The organism is Streptomyces sp. NPDC000075 (genome assembly GCF_040301925.1).
Lineage (GTDB): Bacteria > Actinomycetota > Actinomycetes > Streptomycetales > Streptomycetaceae > Streptomyces > Streptomyces polychromogenes.
Genome location: NZ_JBEPFL010000026.1, coordinates 47707 through 62298, shown reverse-complemented (window position 1 = coordinate 62298; position 14592 = coordinate 47707). Strand labels below are relative to the sequence as shown.

Annotated in this window: 15 protein-coding genes and 1 pseudogene; 9 read left to right on the top strand and 7 right to left on the bottom strand. The window is 73.4% G+C overall.

Annotated features, from left to right (window positions below; translation table 11 throughout):
* Window positions 1-38: 38 nt before the first annotated feature.
* Together ABT403_RS26765 and fabF are read left to right on the top strand one after the other, a co-directional pair.
* Entirely contained in the window at window positions 39-287 is a 249-nt protein-coding gene (locus tag ABT403_RS26765; protein ID WP_215013752.1) for an acyl carrier protein, read from the top strand.
* Between the two features lie 79 nt (window positions 288-366).
* Window positions 367-1632 (top strand): beta-ketoacyl-ACP synthase II, encoded by a 1266-nt coding sequence (gene fabF / locus ABT403_RS26760; RefSeq protein WP_344155818.1) that lies wholly within the window; start codon window positions 367-369, stop codon window positions 1630-1632.
* 86 nt (window positions 1633-1718) lie between these two features.
* Here the strand turns inward: fabF and ABT403_RS26755 are convergent, their stop codons facing one another.
* A complete protein-coding gene (locus ABT403_RS26755) occupies window positions 1719-2213 on the bottom strand; it encodes a DUF3145 domain-containing protein (RefSeq protein ID WP_344155821.1) in 495 nt (164 codons plus the stop codon).
* Between the two features lie 250 nt (window positions 2214-2463).
* On the opposite strand from ABT403_RS26755, the gene ABT403_RS26750 reads away from it, so the two are divergent.
* The gene (locus ABT403_RS26750) at window positions 2464-3363 is read left to right on the top strand and encodes an SGNH/GDSL hydrolase family protein (RefSeq protein ID WP_344155824.1); all 900 of its coding nucleotides are present in this window, start codon (window positions 2464-2466) and stop codon (window positions 3361-3363) included.
* A 133-nt stretch (window positions 3364-3496) separates the two neighbouring features.
* Here the strand turns inward: ABT403_RS26750 and ABT403_RS26745 are convergent, their stop codons facing one another.
* Window positions 3497-5962 (bottom strand): glycoside hydrolase family 3 protein, encoded by a 2466-nt coding sequence (locus ABT403_RS26745; RefSeq protein ID WP_344155827.1) that lies wholly within the window; start codon window positions 5960-5962, stop codon window positions 3497-3499.
* Window positions 5963-6119: 157 nt separating this feature from the next.
* Here ABT403_RS26745 and ABT403_RS26740 point away from each other — a divergent pair, with 157 nt between their 5' ends.
* The 3 genes from ABT403_RS26740 to ABT403_RS26730 are packed head-to-tail and all read left to right on the top strand — an operon-like array spanning window position 6120 to window position 8603.
* Complete coding sequence (locus ABT403_RS26740; protein WP_344155830.1) at window positions 6120-6695, top strand: TetR/AcrR family transcriptional regulator; 576 nt, start codon at window positions 6120-6122, stop codon at window positions 6693-6695.
* Window positions 6696-6750: 55 nt separating this feature from the next.
* The gene (locus ABT403_RS26735) at window positions 6751-7881 is read left to right on the top strand and encodes a low temperature requirement protein A (RefSeq protein ID WP_344155833.1); all 1131 of its coding nucleotides are present in this window, start codon (window positions 6751-6753) and stop codon (window positions 7879-7881) included.
* A gap of 5 nt (window positions 7882-7886) precedes the next feature.
* Window positions 7887-8603, top strand: a complete 717-nt coding sequence (locus ABT403_RS26730; protein ID WP_344155836.1) for a carbon-nitrogen hydrolase family protein — start codon at window positions 7887-7889, stop codon at window positions 8601-8603.
* Here ABT403_RS26730 and ABT403_RS26725 read toward each other — a convergent pair.
* Window positions 8600-8938 (bottom strand): winged helix-turn-helix transcriptional regulator, encoded by a 339-nt coding sequence (locus tag ABT403_RS26725; protein ID WP_344156805.1) that lies wholly within the window; start codon window positions 8936-8938, stop codon window positions 8600-8602. The two genes, ABT403_RS26730 and ABT403_RS26725, sit on opposite strands and share 4 nt — an antisense overlap.
* A gap of 98 nt (window positions 8939-9036) precedes the next feature.
* Here ABT403_RS26725 and ABT403_RS26720 point away from each other — a divergent pair, with 98 nt between their 5' ends.
* Entirely contained in the window at window positions 9037-9939 is a 903-nt protein-coding gene (locus tag ABT403_RS26720) for an NAD(P)-dependent oxidoreductase (RefSeq protein WP_344155839.1), read from the top strand.
* 426 nt (window positions 9940-10365) lie between these two features.
* Here the strand turns inward: ABT403_RS26720 and ABT403_RS26715 are convergent.
* The 3 genes and pseudogenes from ABT403_RS26715 to ABT403_RS26705 all read right to left on the bottom strand — a co-directional run.
* Window positions 10366-11091: pseudogene (locus ABT403_RS26715) on the bottom strand (EI24 domain-containing protein); the annotation flags it as partial.
* A 69-nt stretch (window positions 11092-11160) separates the two neighbouring features.
* Window positions 11161-11586, bottom strand: a complete 426-nt coding sequence (locus ABT403_RS26710; protein WP_344155842.1) for an organic hydroperoxide resistance protein — start codon at window positions 11584-11586, stop codon at window positions 11161-11163.
* Window positions 11587-11650: 64 nt separating this feature from the next.
* Entirely contained in the window at window positions 11651-12673 is a 1023-nt protein-coding gene (locus ABT403_RS26705) for an NADP-dependent oxidoreductase (RefSeq protein ID WP_344155845.1), read from the bottom strand.
* A gap of 114 nt (window positions 12674-12787) precedes the next feature.
* Between ABT403_RS26705 and ABT403_RS26700 the strand changes: the two genes are divergently transcribed.
* Window positions 12788-13210: a MarR family winged helix-turn-helix transcriptional regulator gene (locus ABT403_RS26700; RefSeq protein ID WP_344155848.1), complete on the top strand. Its 423-nt coding sequence runs from the start codon at window positions 12788-12790 to the stop codon at window positions 13208-13210.
* A gap of 27 nt (window positions 13211-13237) precedes the next feature.
* Here ABT403_RS26700 and ABT403_RS26695 read toward each other — a convergent pair whose 3' ends face one another.
* Window positions 13238-13918 carry an SCO2400 family protein gene (locus ABT403_RS26695; RefSeq protein ID WP_425580150.1) on the bottom strand — a complete coding sequence of 227 codons (681 nt, stop codon included), beginning with the start codon at window positions 13916-13918 and terminating at the stop codon, window positions 13238-13240.
* Window positions 13919-13996: 78 nt separating this feature from the next.
* Here ABT403_RS26695 and ABT403_RS26690 point away from each other — a divergent pair, with 78 nt between their 5' ends.
* Window positions 13997-14590 carry a hypothetical protein gene (locus ABT403_RS26690; protein WP_344155854.1) on the top strand — a complete coding sequence of 198 codons (594 nt, stop codon included), beginning with the start codon at window positions 13997-13999 and terminating at the stop codon, window positions 14588-14590.
* Window positions 14591-14592 lie beyond the last annotated feature (2 nt).

The following is a 14592-nucleotide window of genomic DNA, read 5'->3' as shown; positions in this document are numbered from 1 at the left end:
CTGAACCACCAGCTAGCTAGCTACAGAAGGAGCGCCACATGGCCGCCACGCAGGAAGAAATCGTCGAGGGTCTCGCGGAGATCGTCAACGAGATCGCGGGCATCCCGGTCGAGGACGTCGAGATCGACAAGTCCTTCACCGACGACCTGGACGTCGACTCGCTGTCCATGGTCGAGGTCGTCGTCGCCGCCGAAGAGCGCTTCGACGTCAAGATCCCCGACGAGGACGTCAAGAACCTCAAGACGGTCGGCGACGCCGCGTCTTACATCCTGAAGCACCAGGCCTGAGCCTGACGAGCGTTTGTCGCCACCCGGCGGTGGCGCCGTGACAATTCAGCACCCCCTTAGACGTGGAGAAAGAATTCCTGTGAGCCCGACCAATCGCACCGTGGTCGTCACCGGTATCGGCGCAACCACTCCGCTGGGTGGCGACAGCGCTTCGACCTGGGAAGGTCTGCTCGCCGGCCGGTCCGGCGTCTCGCCCCTGGAAGGCGAGCGCTTCGCCGAACTGCCGGTCCGTATCGCCGCCCAGGCCGCCGTGGACCCGAGCGAGGTACTCCCCCGCCCGCTGGCCCGCAAGCTCGACCGCTCGGCGCAGTTCGCCCTCATCGCGGCCCGTGAGGCCTGGGCCGACGCGGGTTACACCGCCCCGGCCGGCGACGACGAGACGGTCGTCCCCGAGCGTCTGGGCACGGTGATCGCCTCCGGTATCGGCGGTGTCACCACCCTGCTCGACCAGTACGACGTACTGAAGGAAAAGGGTGTGCGCCGGGTCTCCCCGCACACCGTCCCCATGCTCATGCCGAACGGCCCCTCCGCCAACGTCGGCCTGGAGGTCAACGCCCGCGCCGGTGTGCACACCCCCGTCAGCGCGTGCGCGTCGGGCGCCGAGGCCATCGGCTACGCCGTCGAGATGATCCGTACCGGCCGTGCCGACGTGGTCGTCGCGGGCGGCACCGAGGCGGCGATCCACCCGCTGCCGATCGCCGCGTTCGCCAACATGATGGCGATGTCCAAGAACAACGAGAGCCCGACCACGGCCTCCCGCCCGTACGACAAGGCCCGCGACGGCTTCGTCCTCGGCGAGGGCGCCGGTGTCGTGGTCCTGGAGTCCGCCGAGCACGCCGCCAAGCGCGGCGCCCGGGTCTACTGCGAGGTGCTGGGCCAGGGCCTGTCCGCGGACAGCCACCACATCGCGCAGCCGGAGCCGACGGGGCGCGGTGTCGCCGCGGCCCTGCAGAACCTGCTCGACAACACGGAGCTGGACCCGGCCGAGCTCGTCCACGTCAACGCGCACGCCACGTCCACCCCGCAGGGTGACACGGCCGAGCTGAAGGCGCTGCGCAAGGTCCTCGGTGACGACCTCGACCACATCGCGATCTCCGCGACCAAGTCGATGACCGGTCACCTGCTGGGCGGCGCGGGCGGCATCGAGACCGTGGCGACCGTGCTGGCGCTGTACCACCGGATCGCCCCGCCGACGATCAACGTCGACGAGCTGGACGAGGACGTCGACGCGGACATCGTGCGCGGCGAGCCCCGCAAGCTCCCGGTCGACGGTCCGATCTCCGCGATCAACAACTCCTTCGGCTTCGGCGGCCACAACGTCTCCCTGGCGTTCCGCACCGTCTGAGCGTAGGGACCCGCAGGACCCGCGGGACATGTGAGAGGCCCCCTCCCGGCAGTGCCGGAAGGGGGCCTCTCACATGTCCCGCGGGTTCAGACCACCTGGTGGAGCCAGCGGACCGGCGCGCCCTCGCCTGCGTAGCGGAAGGGCTCCAGCTCGTCGTCCCAGGGCTTGCCGAGCAGCTTGGCGATCTCCGCCTCCAGCTCGGTCTCGCCGCGCGCGGAGCGGGCCAGGGCGGCGCGGAGCCGGTCCTCGGGGACCAGGATGTCGCCGTGCATGCCGGTGACGGCGTGGAAGATGCCGAGCTCCGGCGTGGAGCTGTAGCGCTCGCCCTCGGCGGTCGGGCAGGGTTCGGCGGTCACCTCGAAGCGGAGCTGGTGCCAGCCGCGCAGGGCGGAGGCGAGTCTCGAGGCGGTACCCGCCTCGGCCTGCCAGGAGAACTCGGCTCTCCAGGTGCCGGGGGAGGCGGGCTGCCGGATCCAGTCGAGGTTCACCCGCACCCCGAGCACGCCCGCAACAGCCCATTCCACATGCGGGCAGAGCGCGCGCGGTGCGGAATGCACGTACAGAACTCCACGTGTCGTCACCGGGACCTCCAGTGTGGGACGAGGTCGGGAATAAACTCCAGAAAACGGACAGTATGCGACGTGATGTAATGTAACGGAAAATAATGGACATTGCGTAGCGGCACCTGCGGCCGAAACGCCACGGGAAAAAGCTACCGTGCGCCAGGGGTCATGGTGTGACGTACGGTCGCTCCAAAGCCCGTAAACACAGAGCATTCACTCAGCAGGACGCCCCGGGAAGGACGCGGGGCGACGAGGGAGGGACCACCCGATGCGCACCACCGCCGCGCGCCGCCGCGTACGCCGGACCGTCACCGGCGCGGGCGTGGCGGTGGCCGTCCTGGCGGCGACGGTCACCGGCTGTGACGACGGCACCCCGCCCGCGAAGCCGGGCGAGCGCGGGGCGCAGGCCAAGCCGCGCTGGAACCCGGCGCCGGCCTCGGTCGCCGCCGTCGGGGACTCCATCACCCGTGGTTTCGACGCCTGTTCGGTACTGGCCGACTGCCCCGAGGTCTCCTGGGCGACCGGCAGCGATCCCGCCGTCAACTCCCTGGCCGCCCGGCTGCTGGGCGGGGCGGAGGTGGCCGGGCGCAGCTGGAACTACGCGGTGACGGGCTCGCGGATGGCGGACCTGCCGGGGCAGTTGGCGGAGGCGGCGCAGCACAAGCCGGGCCTGGTCACGGTGATGGTGGGCTCGAACGACGCCTGCCGGCCCACGGCTTCGTCGATGACCTCGGTGGCGGACTTCCGGGCCGGGTTCGAACAGGCCCTCAAGGAGCTGCGGTCGGTCTCGCCCGCCTCCCAGGTGTACGTGTCCTCCGTGCCGGACCTGCAACGGCTGTGGGAGCAGGGCAAGGACAATCCGATGGTGCGGCAGATCTGGAAGCTGGGGATCTGCCAGTCCATGCTGGCCGAGCCGCTGGCCGCCGACGCCGGGGCGACGGCCCGGCGGGAGAAGGTACGGGCGCGCGTGGTGGAGTACAACGAGGCGCTGCGCCAGGTCTGCGCGGCGGACGAGCTGTGCCGCTACGACGGCGGGGCCGTCTTCCAGTACCCCTTCGGGGCGGACCAGCTGAGCCACTGGGACTGGTTCCACCCCGGCAGGGACGGTCAGGCGCGGCTCGCGGAACTGGCCCACCGGCAGGTGACGGCGGCGCAGCCGCCGCGTTGACGCGGGCCGCCGCGCGGGTACGGGAGAGGGCCGGGAGCCGCTGTCAGGGGCTGCTCCCGGCCCGGTCTTCCGGCCGCGACGGGGGTGAATTCCGGCCAATGCCCCGCCCCGGCGTGTCGTGGCGCCCCGGCGGCTACAGGGCGAGGGTCGCCGTCAGCCGGGTGTCGGCGTGCGAGTGGCTCGCGCGGACCTCGTAGGTGCCGCCGACGCGGCGCCAGCCGTACGCCTCCTCGTCCCAGACCTCGAAGGCGCGGGCGGGCAGCGGGATCTCCACCTCGACGCTCTCGCCCGCCCCGGCGGCGACGGCCGCGAAGCCGGCGAGCCAGCTCGCGGGGCGCTCCACCGGGTCGGCGAGGGGGGCCAGGTAGACCTGGACGACCTCGCGGCCGGGCCGGGTGCCGGTGTTGGTGAGGCGGACGCGGACGGACTCGGCGCCGGCCTCCAGGGACTCGTAGGCCCAGTCGGTGTAGCCGAGGCCGTGCCCGAAGGGGTAGGCGGGCCGGACGCCGTGGGCCTCGTAGGCCCGGTAGCCGACGAGCAGCCCCTCGCGGTACTCCAGGCACCCCTCCTCGGGGACGACCCCGGTGACGGGCGCGTCGGCGAGGGCGGCGGGCCAGGTGGTGGGCAGCCGGCCGCCGGGCTCGGCGTCCCCGAGGAGGACGTCGGCCAGCGCGGCCCCGCCCTCCTGCCCCGGGAACCAGGTCAGCAGGACGGCGGCGACGTCCTCGCGCCAGGGGAGTTCCACCGGGGAGCCCGCGTTGACGACGACCACGGTGTTCGGGTTGGCGGCGGCGACGGCCCGCACCAGGTCGTCCTGGCGGCCGGGCAGCGCGAGGTCGGTGCGGTCGAAGCCCTCCGACTCCACCCGCTCGGTGGTGGCGACGACCACGACGGCGGTGTCGGCGGCGCGGGCGGCCCGTACGGCCTCGGCGATCAGCTCGTCGGGGTCGCGGCGCGGGCCGAGGTGGAGCAGGGAGAACATGACCGCCTTGAGCGGCATCGCGGCCATGTCGGGCACCTGGTAGGTCAGCGAGACCTCGACGGGCTCACCGGCGGTCAGCGCCACCGTCGCCCGCTCGCTGGGGGCGCCGAAGAAGGCCTCGAAGGGGTCGGCCTCGGAGCCCAGCTCCTGGACGCCCTCCCAGCGGGTGCGCCCGCCGACGGCGAGGCGGAAGCCGCCGAGCCCGCGGGTGCCGAAGACGTGCTCGCCGCTCTCGCGCGGCAGGAACGTCCCGGTGACCTCGATGCTGGCCATCGTCTCGTACGTGACCCCCTCGGGGAGGTCGTCGCCGATCCACTGGACCTGCCCGGACGGCAGGCCGCCCTCGCCGAGGACCGCCCCGGAGGCGTCGCGGCAGACGGCGCGCAGCTCGAAGCCGGCTCCGGCGGGGACGGGCTCCTCGCTGGGGTCGGCGCCGACGGCGTAGGTCAGGGTGCCCTCGGGCAGTGCGGCGGTGAGCCCGTCGAGCGGGGAGACCACCCGTTCGGGGAAGACGGTGGCGCTGCCTCCGCCCAGGACGCGGGCGTCGCGGGCGGCGGCGCCGAGCAGGGCGACCGTGCGGCCGGCGGTGCGGTCGAGCGGCAGGGCGCCGTCCTCGTTGCGCACGAGGACGAAGCCGCGGGCGGCGAGCTCGCGGGCCAGGGCCTGGCCGTCGACCGGCGCGGGCGGCTCGGTGACCACGGCGGGGGCGCCCTCCAGGAGGCCGGCGCGGGCGGCGAGGCGCAGGACGTTGCGCACGGCCCCGTCGACGGCGGCGCCGTCGGCCTCCCCGGCGCGGACGGCGGCGGCGAGGGCGGGCCCGTAGACGGTCTGGGGGCCGGGCATGGCCACGTCGAGGCCGCCGTCGAGACAGCCGGTGGTGGAGCGGGCGGCCATCCAGTCGGAGACGTTGTAGCCGTCGAAGCCCCACTCGCCGCGCAGCACCCCGTTCACCAGCTGCGCGTGCTCGGTCATGGTGATGCCGTTGACCCGGTTGTAGGCGGTCATCACGCCCCAGGGGCGGGCGCCCTTGACGATGGCCTCGAAGGGCGCCAGGTAGAGCTCGCGCAGCGGGCGCGGGGCGATGGCGCAGTCGACGGTGAAACGTTCGGTCTCGGCGTCGTTGCCGACGAAGTGCTTGACGGTGGTGCCGACGCCGCCGTCCTGGACGCCCTGGACGTAGCCGGTGCCGATGGCCCCGGTCAGGTAGGGGTCCTCGGAGTAGCACTCGAAGTGGCGGCCGCCGAGCGGGGAGCGGTGCAGGTTGACGGTGGGCGCGAGGAGGACGTGGACGCCCTTGCGGCGGGCCTCCTGGGCCAGCAGCCGGCCGGCCCGGCGGGCCAGGGCCGGGTCCCAGGAGGCGGCGAGGGCGGTCGGCGAGGGCAGGGCGACGGAGGGGTCGTCGGCGGTCCAGCGCACGCCCCGGACGCCGATGGGGCCGTCGGACATGACCAGGGAGCCCAGCCCGATCTCCGGGAGGGCCGGCAGGGACCACATGTCCCGGCCGGCCAGGAGCCGGGTCTTGGCGTCGAGGTCCAGCTTGTCCAGGGCGGCCTCGACGGCGTCTTCGCGGAGCTGCTCGCTCGCGCGCTCGTCGGGGACCTGATCGGCAGCGGTCACGGCCGTGCCTCCTCGCTCTGTGGGTGGCGGTGCGGTGGGCCCATGGTGGACCTTCTCCTTGTAAGACGGTAGGTGTTGTGATGTTTTCGTAATGTACGGATGGCGTACGGTCGTACGACCGGCGGACGGGTCCGGTCGAAAGGGGTGCGGCGGGGCGATGGCCAGGGCGAAGAGCGAGGAGCGGCGCGGCGAGATCGTCCGCGCGGCGGTCGAGGTGATCGCGGAACGCGGCTACCGGGGCGCCTCCCTGGGCTCCGTCGCCGAGCGCGTGGGCCTGACCCAGCAGGGCCTGCTGCACTACTTCCCGACCAAAGAGGCCCTGCTGGTCGCCGTCCTGGAGGAGCGCGACCGCTGGGACACCGGCGGCGGCTCCCGCGCCTCCGCGGGCAGCTGGCGCCTGGACCTGCTGGCCTCACTGGTGGAGTACAACGCCATGCGCCCCGGCATCGTCCAGACCTTCTCCGCCCTGCTCGGCGAGAGCGTCACCGACGGCCACCCGGCCCGCGCCTTCTTCACCGAGCGCTACGCGCAGGTCCGCGAGGAGATGGCCGCCGTACTGCGCGCCGAGTTCGGCGAGCGCCTCCCCTCCGGCCTCACCCCGGAACAGGCCGCCCCGCTGCTGACCGCCGTCATGGACGGCCTCCAGTACCAGTGGCTGCTCGCCCCGGAATCGGTGGACATGCCCGCCGCGTTCCGCTCGTTCCTCACCCTGCTGCGGGGCCCCGGCGCATAGCCGCCCGCCCCCACCGGGCATCCTTTCCCCCGGACTTCGAGCGGGGGGACACGACATGGAGCCGGAAGAGCGCGAGAAGAAGGTCGCGTGGTCGGAACTCTTCTTCGACCTGGTGCTGGTGTTCGCCGTGACCCAGGTCTCGGCGCTGCTGCACCACGACCACGGCTGGGCCGGCACCGGCCGGGCCCTGATCGTGTTCATACCCGTCTACTGGGTGTGGGTGGGCAACACCGTCCACTCCAACACCCATGACGCCGACCGGCCCCTGGAGCGGCTCGGCCTCTTCGCCGCCGGACTGTGCGGCCTGCTGATGGCGCTGGCCCTGCCCGACGCCTTCGGGGACCGCGGACCGCTGCTGGCCGGCGCCTACTTCTGCGCCCGCCTGGTGCTCGCCGTCCTCGCGCACGGCCGCGGCCGCCGCCTGAGGCTCACCCCGGTCACCCTGTCGGTGCTGGTCAGCGGCCCCCTGCTGCTGGCCGGCTCGTTCCTCGACGGACCGGCCCGGATCGGGCTGTGGGCGCTGGCCGCCGCCGTGGACCTGGCCGCGCCCCGGCTGACCCGCCGCAACATGGTCCGCATCGCCTTCGACTCCGGCCACCTCGCCGAGCGGTTCGGCCTGTTCGTGATGATCGCGCTCGGCGAGTCCATCGTGGCCGTCGGCGCCCCCGTGGCCTCCTCCCCCGGGCTGGACACCGGCTCCCTCGCCGCCGTCGCCATGGCCTTCGCCCTCGTCTGCGGCCTGTGGTGGGTGTACTTCCACCTCGCGGCCGACGCCGTCCGGCACGGCCTGGAGACCGCCGCCGTACGCGCGGACGTGGCCCGGCAGGTCCTCTCGTACGGGCACCTCTCGCTGATCGCCTCGATCATCGCCGTCGCCGTCGGCATGGCCGAGGCCGTCGCCCGCCCCGGGGCCCGGCTCCCGCTCGGCGTCGCCGCCCTCCTCTACGGGGGCTGCGCCCTCTTCCTGGCCACCTTCGGGTACACCCGCTGGCACCTGTTCCGCTCCTGGTCGGTGACCCGGCTCGCGGCCTCCGCCGTCGTCCTGCTCCTGCTGCCGGCTGCCGTCCTGCTGCCCTCCCTGGCGGCGCTCGCCCTGCTGACGGCCGTGGTGACCGGGCTCAACCTGGTCGAGCTGGCCTTCGTCCGCCGCCGGGGACGGCTCCCCGGCGCCGCCCTGGCATCCTGACCGGCATGAAGATCGCCGCCGCCCAGCTGACCTGCACACCCGCCGACGTCACCGCGAACGCCGCGAACGCCACCGCCCTCGCCGCCCGGGCCCGGGACGAGGGCGCGGAACTCGTCGTCTTCCCGGAGTTCACGCTCACCGGCTACGAACTGGAGTCCCTCGCCGGGGACCCCGCCCTGTGGCTGGCCGACGCCGACGACCCCCGCCTGGACGGACTGCGCTCGTCCGGCATCGCGGTCGCCGTCAACGCCGCCCTGCGCACGGAGAACCCGCTGCCGGCCATCGCGACGCTGGTCTACGACGCGGACGGCGCGCACCTCACCACGTACGCCAAGCAGCACCTCTACCAGCACGAGCGGGGCGCCTTCACCCCCGGCACCGAGGACGGCCGCTTCGAACTCGGCGGCCTCCGCTTCTCCCTGGGCGTCTGCTTCGACAACCACTTCCCGGACCTGCCCGCCCGGGGCGCGGCCGACGGCTGCCGCGTCCACCTGGCGAGCTCCCTGTACGGCACCGGCGACGGTGTCGCCGAACGCGCCACCCTCTACCCGGGCATGGCGAAGGAACACGGCCTGTACGTGGTCCTCGCCAACCACGTCGGCCCGGCGGGCCCCTGGACGGGCTGCGGCGGCGCGGCGGTCTGGGCCCCCGACGGCACCCTCCTCGCCGAAGCGGACGCCCTCACCCCGGCGGTGGCCACGGCGGACGTCCCCTCGGTCTAGACCGAGTCGGGCAGCAGGTGCTTGGCGCCCCACTCCCCCAGGGACTCCAGGGCCCCGTTCAGCTCCTGGCCGAGCGGGGTCAGGGAGTACTCCACCCGGGGCGGGACCTCGTCGTAGACCTCGCGGTGGACTATGCCGTCCGCCTCCAGCTCGCGCAGCTGCGCCGCGAGGACCTTCTCCGACACCCCCGGCACCAGGCGGCGCATCTCACCGAACCGGAGACCCGGGCACTGGTCCAGCTCCCACAGGATCGAGACCTTCCATTTGCCGTCGATCACCGACATCGCCGCCGCGATCCCGCAGTGGTCCGCACCCGGCCTGCGCGTCAACGCCATCCCGTCCACCCCTCCCACCTGCTCGCTCACCCCGGGGTAACCACCCACTCCGAAGTGCGTACTTGAGCACCCGTCAGCCTGCCACCAGGCTAAACGGCATGACCGACAACGACACCCGGCACCGCCCGCTCACCCTCCTCGGCCTCGGCGACATGGGCACCGCCCTCGCCCGCACCTGGCTCGCCGCCGGGCACCCCCTCACCGTCTGGAACCGCACCCCCGCCAAGGCCGAGGCCCTGGCCGCCGAGGGCGCAGCCGTCGCCGGCAGCGCCGCCGCGGCCGTCTGCGCGAACACCCTGATCGTGCTCTGCCTGCTGGACGACGCGAGCATCGCCACCGTGCTGGACGGGGTCGACCTGACCGGCAAGGACCTGGTCAACCTCACCACCGGCACCCCCGCCGAGGGCCGGGCCCGGGCCGCCTGGGCCGAGGAGCGGGGCGCCCGCTTCGTGGACGCCGGGATCATGGCCACCCCGGCGATGATCGGCGTCCCGGAGGCCGGCGGGTACGTCTTCTACAGCGGCTCCCGCGCCCTCTTCGACACCCACCGGACCACCCTGGAGGTCCCGGCCGGCGCCCGCTACGTCGGCACGGACCCGGGCCACGCCGCCCTGCACGACGTGGCACTGCTGAGCGCGATGTACGGGCTGTTCGCCGGGATCTCGCACGCCTACGCGCTGATCGAGGGCGAGGACATCGCCCCGAAGGACCTGGCCCCGCTGCTCTCGGAGTGGCTGGGGGCGATGGGCTTCTTCGTCGGCAACGCGGCCGAGCGGCTGACCTCCCGGGACTTCACCAGCGGGGTGGTGTCCAACCTGGCCATGCAGGTCGCGGGCAGCGGCACGCTGCTGCGCACCGCCGCCGGCCAGGGGGTCAGCGCGGAGCTGATCGAGCCGTACCTGAACCTGATGCGGGAGCGGCTGGACGCCGACCCGGCCGCCCACGCGGGCGAGGACACGGTGGGGGCGATCACCCTGCTGCGGCGCGGGTCCGGGCGCTGAGGCGCCCGGGGCGCGGCCTCAGGAGGAGGAACGCGGGTCCGGGTTGTGGCCGTAGCCGGGGGCCTGGCCGTAACCGGGCTGAGCCGGGGCCTGGCCGTAGTCGTAGCCGTAGCCCTGCGCCGGGGGCTGGCCGTAAGGGGGCTGGCCGTAGCCCTGGCCCTGGCCCGGAGCGGGGGCCGCGTAGCCCTGGCCCTGGCCGGCGTAGCCCTGGCCCCCGTAACCCTGCCCGGGAGCCTGCGGGTACGCCTGGCCCGGCGCCTGGGCGTAGCCCTGGCCGTAGGACTGCTGGCCCGCACCGTAGGGCTGCTGGCCGCCGCCGTAGGGCCCGGCGTTCCCGTACGGGCCCGTCTGGCCGCCCTGAGCCTGATCCCGAGCGGCCTCGTCCTCCGCGTCGTCCGCGTCGTCCGCGGAACCGTCGGCCCCCACCAGGTCACGCGCCAGCAGGGTCGCCCCCGCCACCGCGCCCGGCATCAGGAAGACCGCGACGAACGGGATCAGGAACAGCAGGACCAGCGGCACGCCGAAGCCGAGGGCCGTCGCGCGCCGCCCGCGCAGCAGGACGAGCTGCTCGTCCAGGTCCACCCGGCGCCGCTGGAGGGCGACGGAGGTGAGCTCCTGGGTGAGGAAGAAGCCGGAGACGCAGAAGCCGATCGCCGGGACCACCGTCTGCCCGATCACCGGGATGAACCCGAGGGCGAAGAGCAGGATCCCGTAGAGCATCACCCGCACCAGCAGCCGCAGGCTGTCCCGGGCGGAGATCCACAGGTCCTCCCAGAACGAGCGCCCCGACTCCGGGACCTCGCCGCCCTCGGTACGGTCGACCTGCTCCGAGAGGGACTCGTAGAAGGGCTGCCCGACCAGCAGGGTCACGGCGGTGAAGGTGATCACCGACAGGAAGAGCCCGAGCGAGATGACCACGGCGGTCAGGAAGCCGCGGAAGAGGCCGAGCCAGGGCGAGGACCAGTCCGAGGCGAAGGGCGTCGCCCAGGCCGTGAAGTCGTCGGCGCCGTAGAACAGGCCGGTCAGCGCGGCGCCGTACAGCACCAGCGAGACCAGCCCCGGCAGCAGGCCGAAGCCCAGCCAGCGGCCGTTGCCGAACACCCATCTCTGTCCGGCCATCAGGTACCGGAAGCCCCCCGCAAGATCACGCATGCGGCCAGTTTACGGCGAAGGCCGCACCCCCCTGAGGGGGTGCGGCCTTCGTGAGCTGGGGCGCCGGCGTCAGGCGACGTTCAGCTCGACCGTGATGTTGCCGCGGGTCGCCTTGGAGTAGGGGCAGACCTGGTCGGCCTTCTCGACCAGGTCCTTCGCCACGGCGGCGTCCACGTTCGGGATCGAGGCGGTCAGCTTGACGATGATGCCGAAGCCCTCGTCGTTCTTGCCGATGCCGACCTCGGCGGTCACGGTGGAGCCGCTGACGTCGACGTTCTCGTTGCGGGCCACGACGCTCAGGGCACCCTGGAAGCAGGCGCTGTAGCCGGCGGCGAACAGCTGCTCCGGGTTGGTGCCGGCGCCGCTGCCGCCGAGCTCCTTCGGCGGGTTCACGACGACGTCGAGCCGGCCGTCGTTGGTGGCGACGCGGCCGTCACGGCCGTTCTCGGCGGTGGCGACGGCCGTGTACGCGACGTCGGACTGGGTGATGGACATGAAAGCGAATCCTCCAGATAGTCGCCGCGACTCGCGCCCACGATCGCGACGGTATGGAGGGAGCCTAACGGGTGAACGTGACGATCATCTTTCCGGTGTTCTCGCCGCGCAGCATTCCGAGGAAGGCGTCGGTCGCGTTCTCGACACCCTCGACGACCGTCTCGTCGTAGCGGAGCTCGCCGGAGGCCAGCCAGCCCGCGACGTCCTTGACGAACTGCGGCTGGAGGGCGGCGTGGTCCCCGACCAGGATGCCCTGAAGGCGCAGGCGCTTGCCGATGACCATCATCAGGTTGCGCGGGCCGGGGGCGGGCTCGGTGTCGTTGTAGCCGGCGATCGCACCGCACAGGGTGGCGCGGCCGTGGACGTTCATGGCGGAGATGGCGGCCTCCAGGTGGTCACCGCCGACGTTGTCGAAGTAGACGTCGACGCCGTCGGGGGCGGCCTCCTTCAGCTGCTCGGCGACGGGGCCGTTCTTGTAGTTGAAGGCGGCGTCGAAGCCGTACTTCTCCGTGAGGAGCGTCACCTTCTCGTCCGAGCCGGCGGAGCCGATCACCCGGGAGGCGCCCTTGATCTTCGCGAACTGGCCGACGAGGCCGCCGACGGCGCCCGCGGCGCCGGAGACGAAGACGGAGTCGCCCTCCTTGAAGGAGGCGACCTCGAAGAGGCCCGCGTAGGCGGTCAGGCCCGGCATGCCGAGGACGCCGAGGTAGGCGGAGAGCGGGGCGAGCGAGGCGTCGACCTTGGTGACGTGCCGCGCGTCGAGCTCCGCGTACTCGCGCCAGCCCAGCATGTGCAGGACGTGGTCGCCGACGGCGAAGCCCTCCGCGTCGGAGGCGACGACCTCGCCGACCGCGCCGCCCTGCATCGGCTCGTCGAGCTGGAAGGGCGGGATGTAGGACTTGGTGTCGTTCATCCGGCCGCGCATGTACGGGTCCACGGACATGTGGAGGTTGCGGACCAGGATCCGGCCGGCGCCGGGCTCGGCGGAGACGGGCACCTCACGGAGGGCGAAGTCCTCGGCCACGGGCCAGCCCTGCGGACGGCGGACGAGGTGCCACTCGCGGCTGACGGCGGGGATCTGAGACATGACGGCTCCAGGGAGAGGGGAGAGAAGTGAGGAGGGAAGTGGAATGCTTCACGACCTGAAACAACCATGCTCCTGGATATTTCATGTTGTCAAGCAAGTGGGTACCCTGGTGTCATGCCCACTCGTCGCGCAGACCCAGTGACCGTCGAGGTCGTCGAGCTCATCGGCGACGTCGTGGCCCGCTACCACATGGAGTACGAGGAGGCGGCCGCCCGCCACCAGCTCACCGGCGCCCAGGCGAAGGTCCTGACGCTGCTGTCGCTGGAGCCGCTGCCCATGCGCCGCATCGCGCAGAAGCTGCGCTGCGAGCCGTCCAACGTCACCGGAATCATCGACCGGCTGGAGACCCGCGGCCTGGTCGAACGCCGTCCGGACCCGGCCGACCGCCGGGTGAAGCTGGCCGCGCCCACCGAGGAGGGCGCCGAGACCGCGGAGCGGCTGCGCGAGTCGCTGGACTTCGCGCGCGAACCGCTGGCCGGGCTCTCCGCCGAGGAGCGCACGGCCCTGCGGGACCTGCTCAAGCGGATGCTGGGCTGAGATCCGGGGCCGGCCGCCCCGGCCCGCTCAGCAGAAGATCCAGAACACGCACGTCTCGGTCGGCTGGGGCTTCGGCTTGCCCGGCTTGGCCTTCGTCGGGGCCGGCTGCGGCGTGCCGGACGTTCCCGGCGACGGCTTCGCCGATCCCGTCGGTCTTACGGTCGCCCCGCCGCCGGAACCTTTCTGCGAGGGGGTCCCGGTCGGAGCGGAGGCGCTCACGCTCGGCCCCGACGGGGAGCCGCTCGGGCTCTCGCTGGGCCGCACGGGCTTCGACGGCCCGCCCGGGGCCTTCGGCAGGGCGGAGGGCGCGGCGGGCGCCTCGCTGGGGAGGGCGTCGGGCTGCTTGGGCCCGGAGTCGGTGAGCACGACCCGGTCGGCCCGGTCCACGCCCTCGTCGTCGCCCACGATCCGGGCCACGGCGATCGAGCCCCCGGTCGCGAGCACCAGGCCCAGGCCGACGGCCAGGGCGGTCCGCCCGCGCCTGCGGCGGGAGGCCGCGCGCTTGCGCGTCCCGGCGCGGCCCTCGTGGGGGGCGGTGAGTACGACGAGGGAGTCCGCGAACACCTCGGCCAGCGCGGGCTGCGGCTCTGGGGCGGGGGCGGGCGCGCCGGGCGCGGCAGCCACCAGTCGCTCGGCCGGGGTACCGCACCCGGCACACGCGAGTGCGCCATTGAGGTGCCTCTGACAGGCGGGGCAGAAGTAGTTCATGGCGCCCGCAGGCTATGCGGTCCCCGGCAACATAAGCATTCCGGGAGCGTGAGGATCCTGTGTGGAATCGTGGCCCCCATGACCGCTACCCCGGATCCGGGGCGCCGGGGAGCCTTCGGGCCGGGCGCCTTCCAGCTGGTGCTGCTGCGCAGGATGGCGGACTTCCAGCCCGGCCTCGCGGAGGCGGCCCGGCAGCGGCTGGGCGCCACCCTCGCCGAGCAGCGGGAGGCCAACCGGCGCTGGCAGGCGATGGCCCGATCTCCCCGCTCGCGCGGGGCGCTGGCCCGCTACCGGTCGGTGCTCGGGCCGCCGGAGTCGGCGGAGCGCCGCCGGATCGGGGACCTGGAGTGCGAGGCGCTGCTGTGGCCGCTGCCGCTCTGGCCGGAGCTGCGCTTCGAGGTGCTGGCCGCGCCGGACGGGGCGGTGTGGAACGAGTGGCTGGTGCGGGCCCCGGGCGCGCGGGGGCCCGTACTGGAGACGGCCGCCGACCTGCTGCCCTGGTCGGCGACGGTGGACGAGGTGGCCCGGGCCTTCGCGCCGGCCCGGCCGATGGAGGGCACCGCCCCGACGCGCTGGCGGCTGGCGTTCACCGCGTCGGGCCGGGCCCTGGTGGCGGAGTTCACGTACGGGCTGCTCCAGCGGGTGCAGCCGGCGGGAGAAGCGGGGGGCTAGGG

Bases quoted from the DNA above. Each gene is read 5' to 3' on its own strand.
- ABT403_RS26765 (WP_215013752.1), top strand. From the start codon at position 39: ATGGCCGCCACGCAGGAAGAAATCGTCGAGGGTCTCGCGGAGATCGTC.
- ABT403_RS26750 (WP_344155824.1), top strand. From the start codon at position 2,464: ATGCGCACCACCGCCGCGCGCCGCCGCGTACGCCGGACCGTCACCGGC.
- ABT403_RS26740 (WP_344155830.1), top strand. From the start codon at position 6,120: ATGGCCAGGGCGAAGAGCGAGGAGCGGCGCGGCGAGATCGTCCGCGCG.
- ABT403_RS26735 (WP_344155833.1), top strand. From the start codon at position 6,751: ATGGAGCCGGAAGAGCGCGAGAAGAAGGTCGCGTGGTCGGAACTCTTC.
- ABT403_RS26730 (WP_344155836.1), top strand. From the start codon at position 7,887: ATGAAGATCGCCGCCGCCCAGCTGACCTGCACACCCGCCGACGTCACC.
- ABT403_RS26725 (WP_344156805.1), bottom strand. From the start codon at position 8,938: ATGGCGTTGACGCGCAGGCCGGGTGCGGACCACTGCGGGATCGCGGCG.
- ABT403_RS26720 (WP_344155839.1), top strand. From the start codon at position 9,037: ATGACCGACAACGACACCCGGCACCGCCCGCTCACCCTCCTCGGCCTC.
- ABT403_RS26710 (WP_344155842.1), bottom strand. From the start codon at position 11,586: ATGTCCATCACCCAGTCCGACGTCGCGTACACGGCCGTCGCCACCGCC.
- ABT403_RS26705 (WP_344155845.1), bottom strand. From the start codon at position 12,673: ATGTCTCAGATCCCCGCCGTCAGCCGCGAGTGGCACCTCGTCCGCCGT.
- ABT403_RS26700 (WP_344155848.1), top strand. From the start codon at position 12,788: ATGCCCACTCGTCGCGCAGACCCAGTGACCGTCGAGGTCGTCGAGCTC.
- ABT403_RS26695 (WP_425580150.1), bottom strand. From the start codon at position 13,918: ATGAACTACTTCTGCCCCGCCTGTCAGAGGCACCTCAATGGCGCACTC.
- ABT403_RS26690 (WP_344155854.1), top strand. From the start codon at position 13,997: ATGACCGCTACCCCGGATCCGGGGCGCCGGGGAGCCTTCGGGCCGGGC.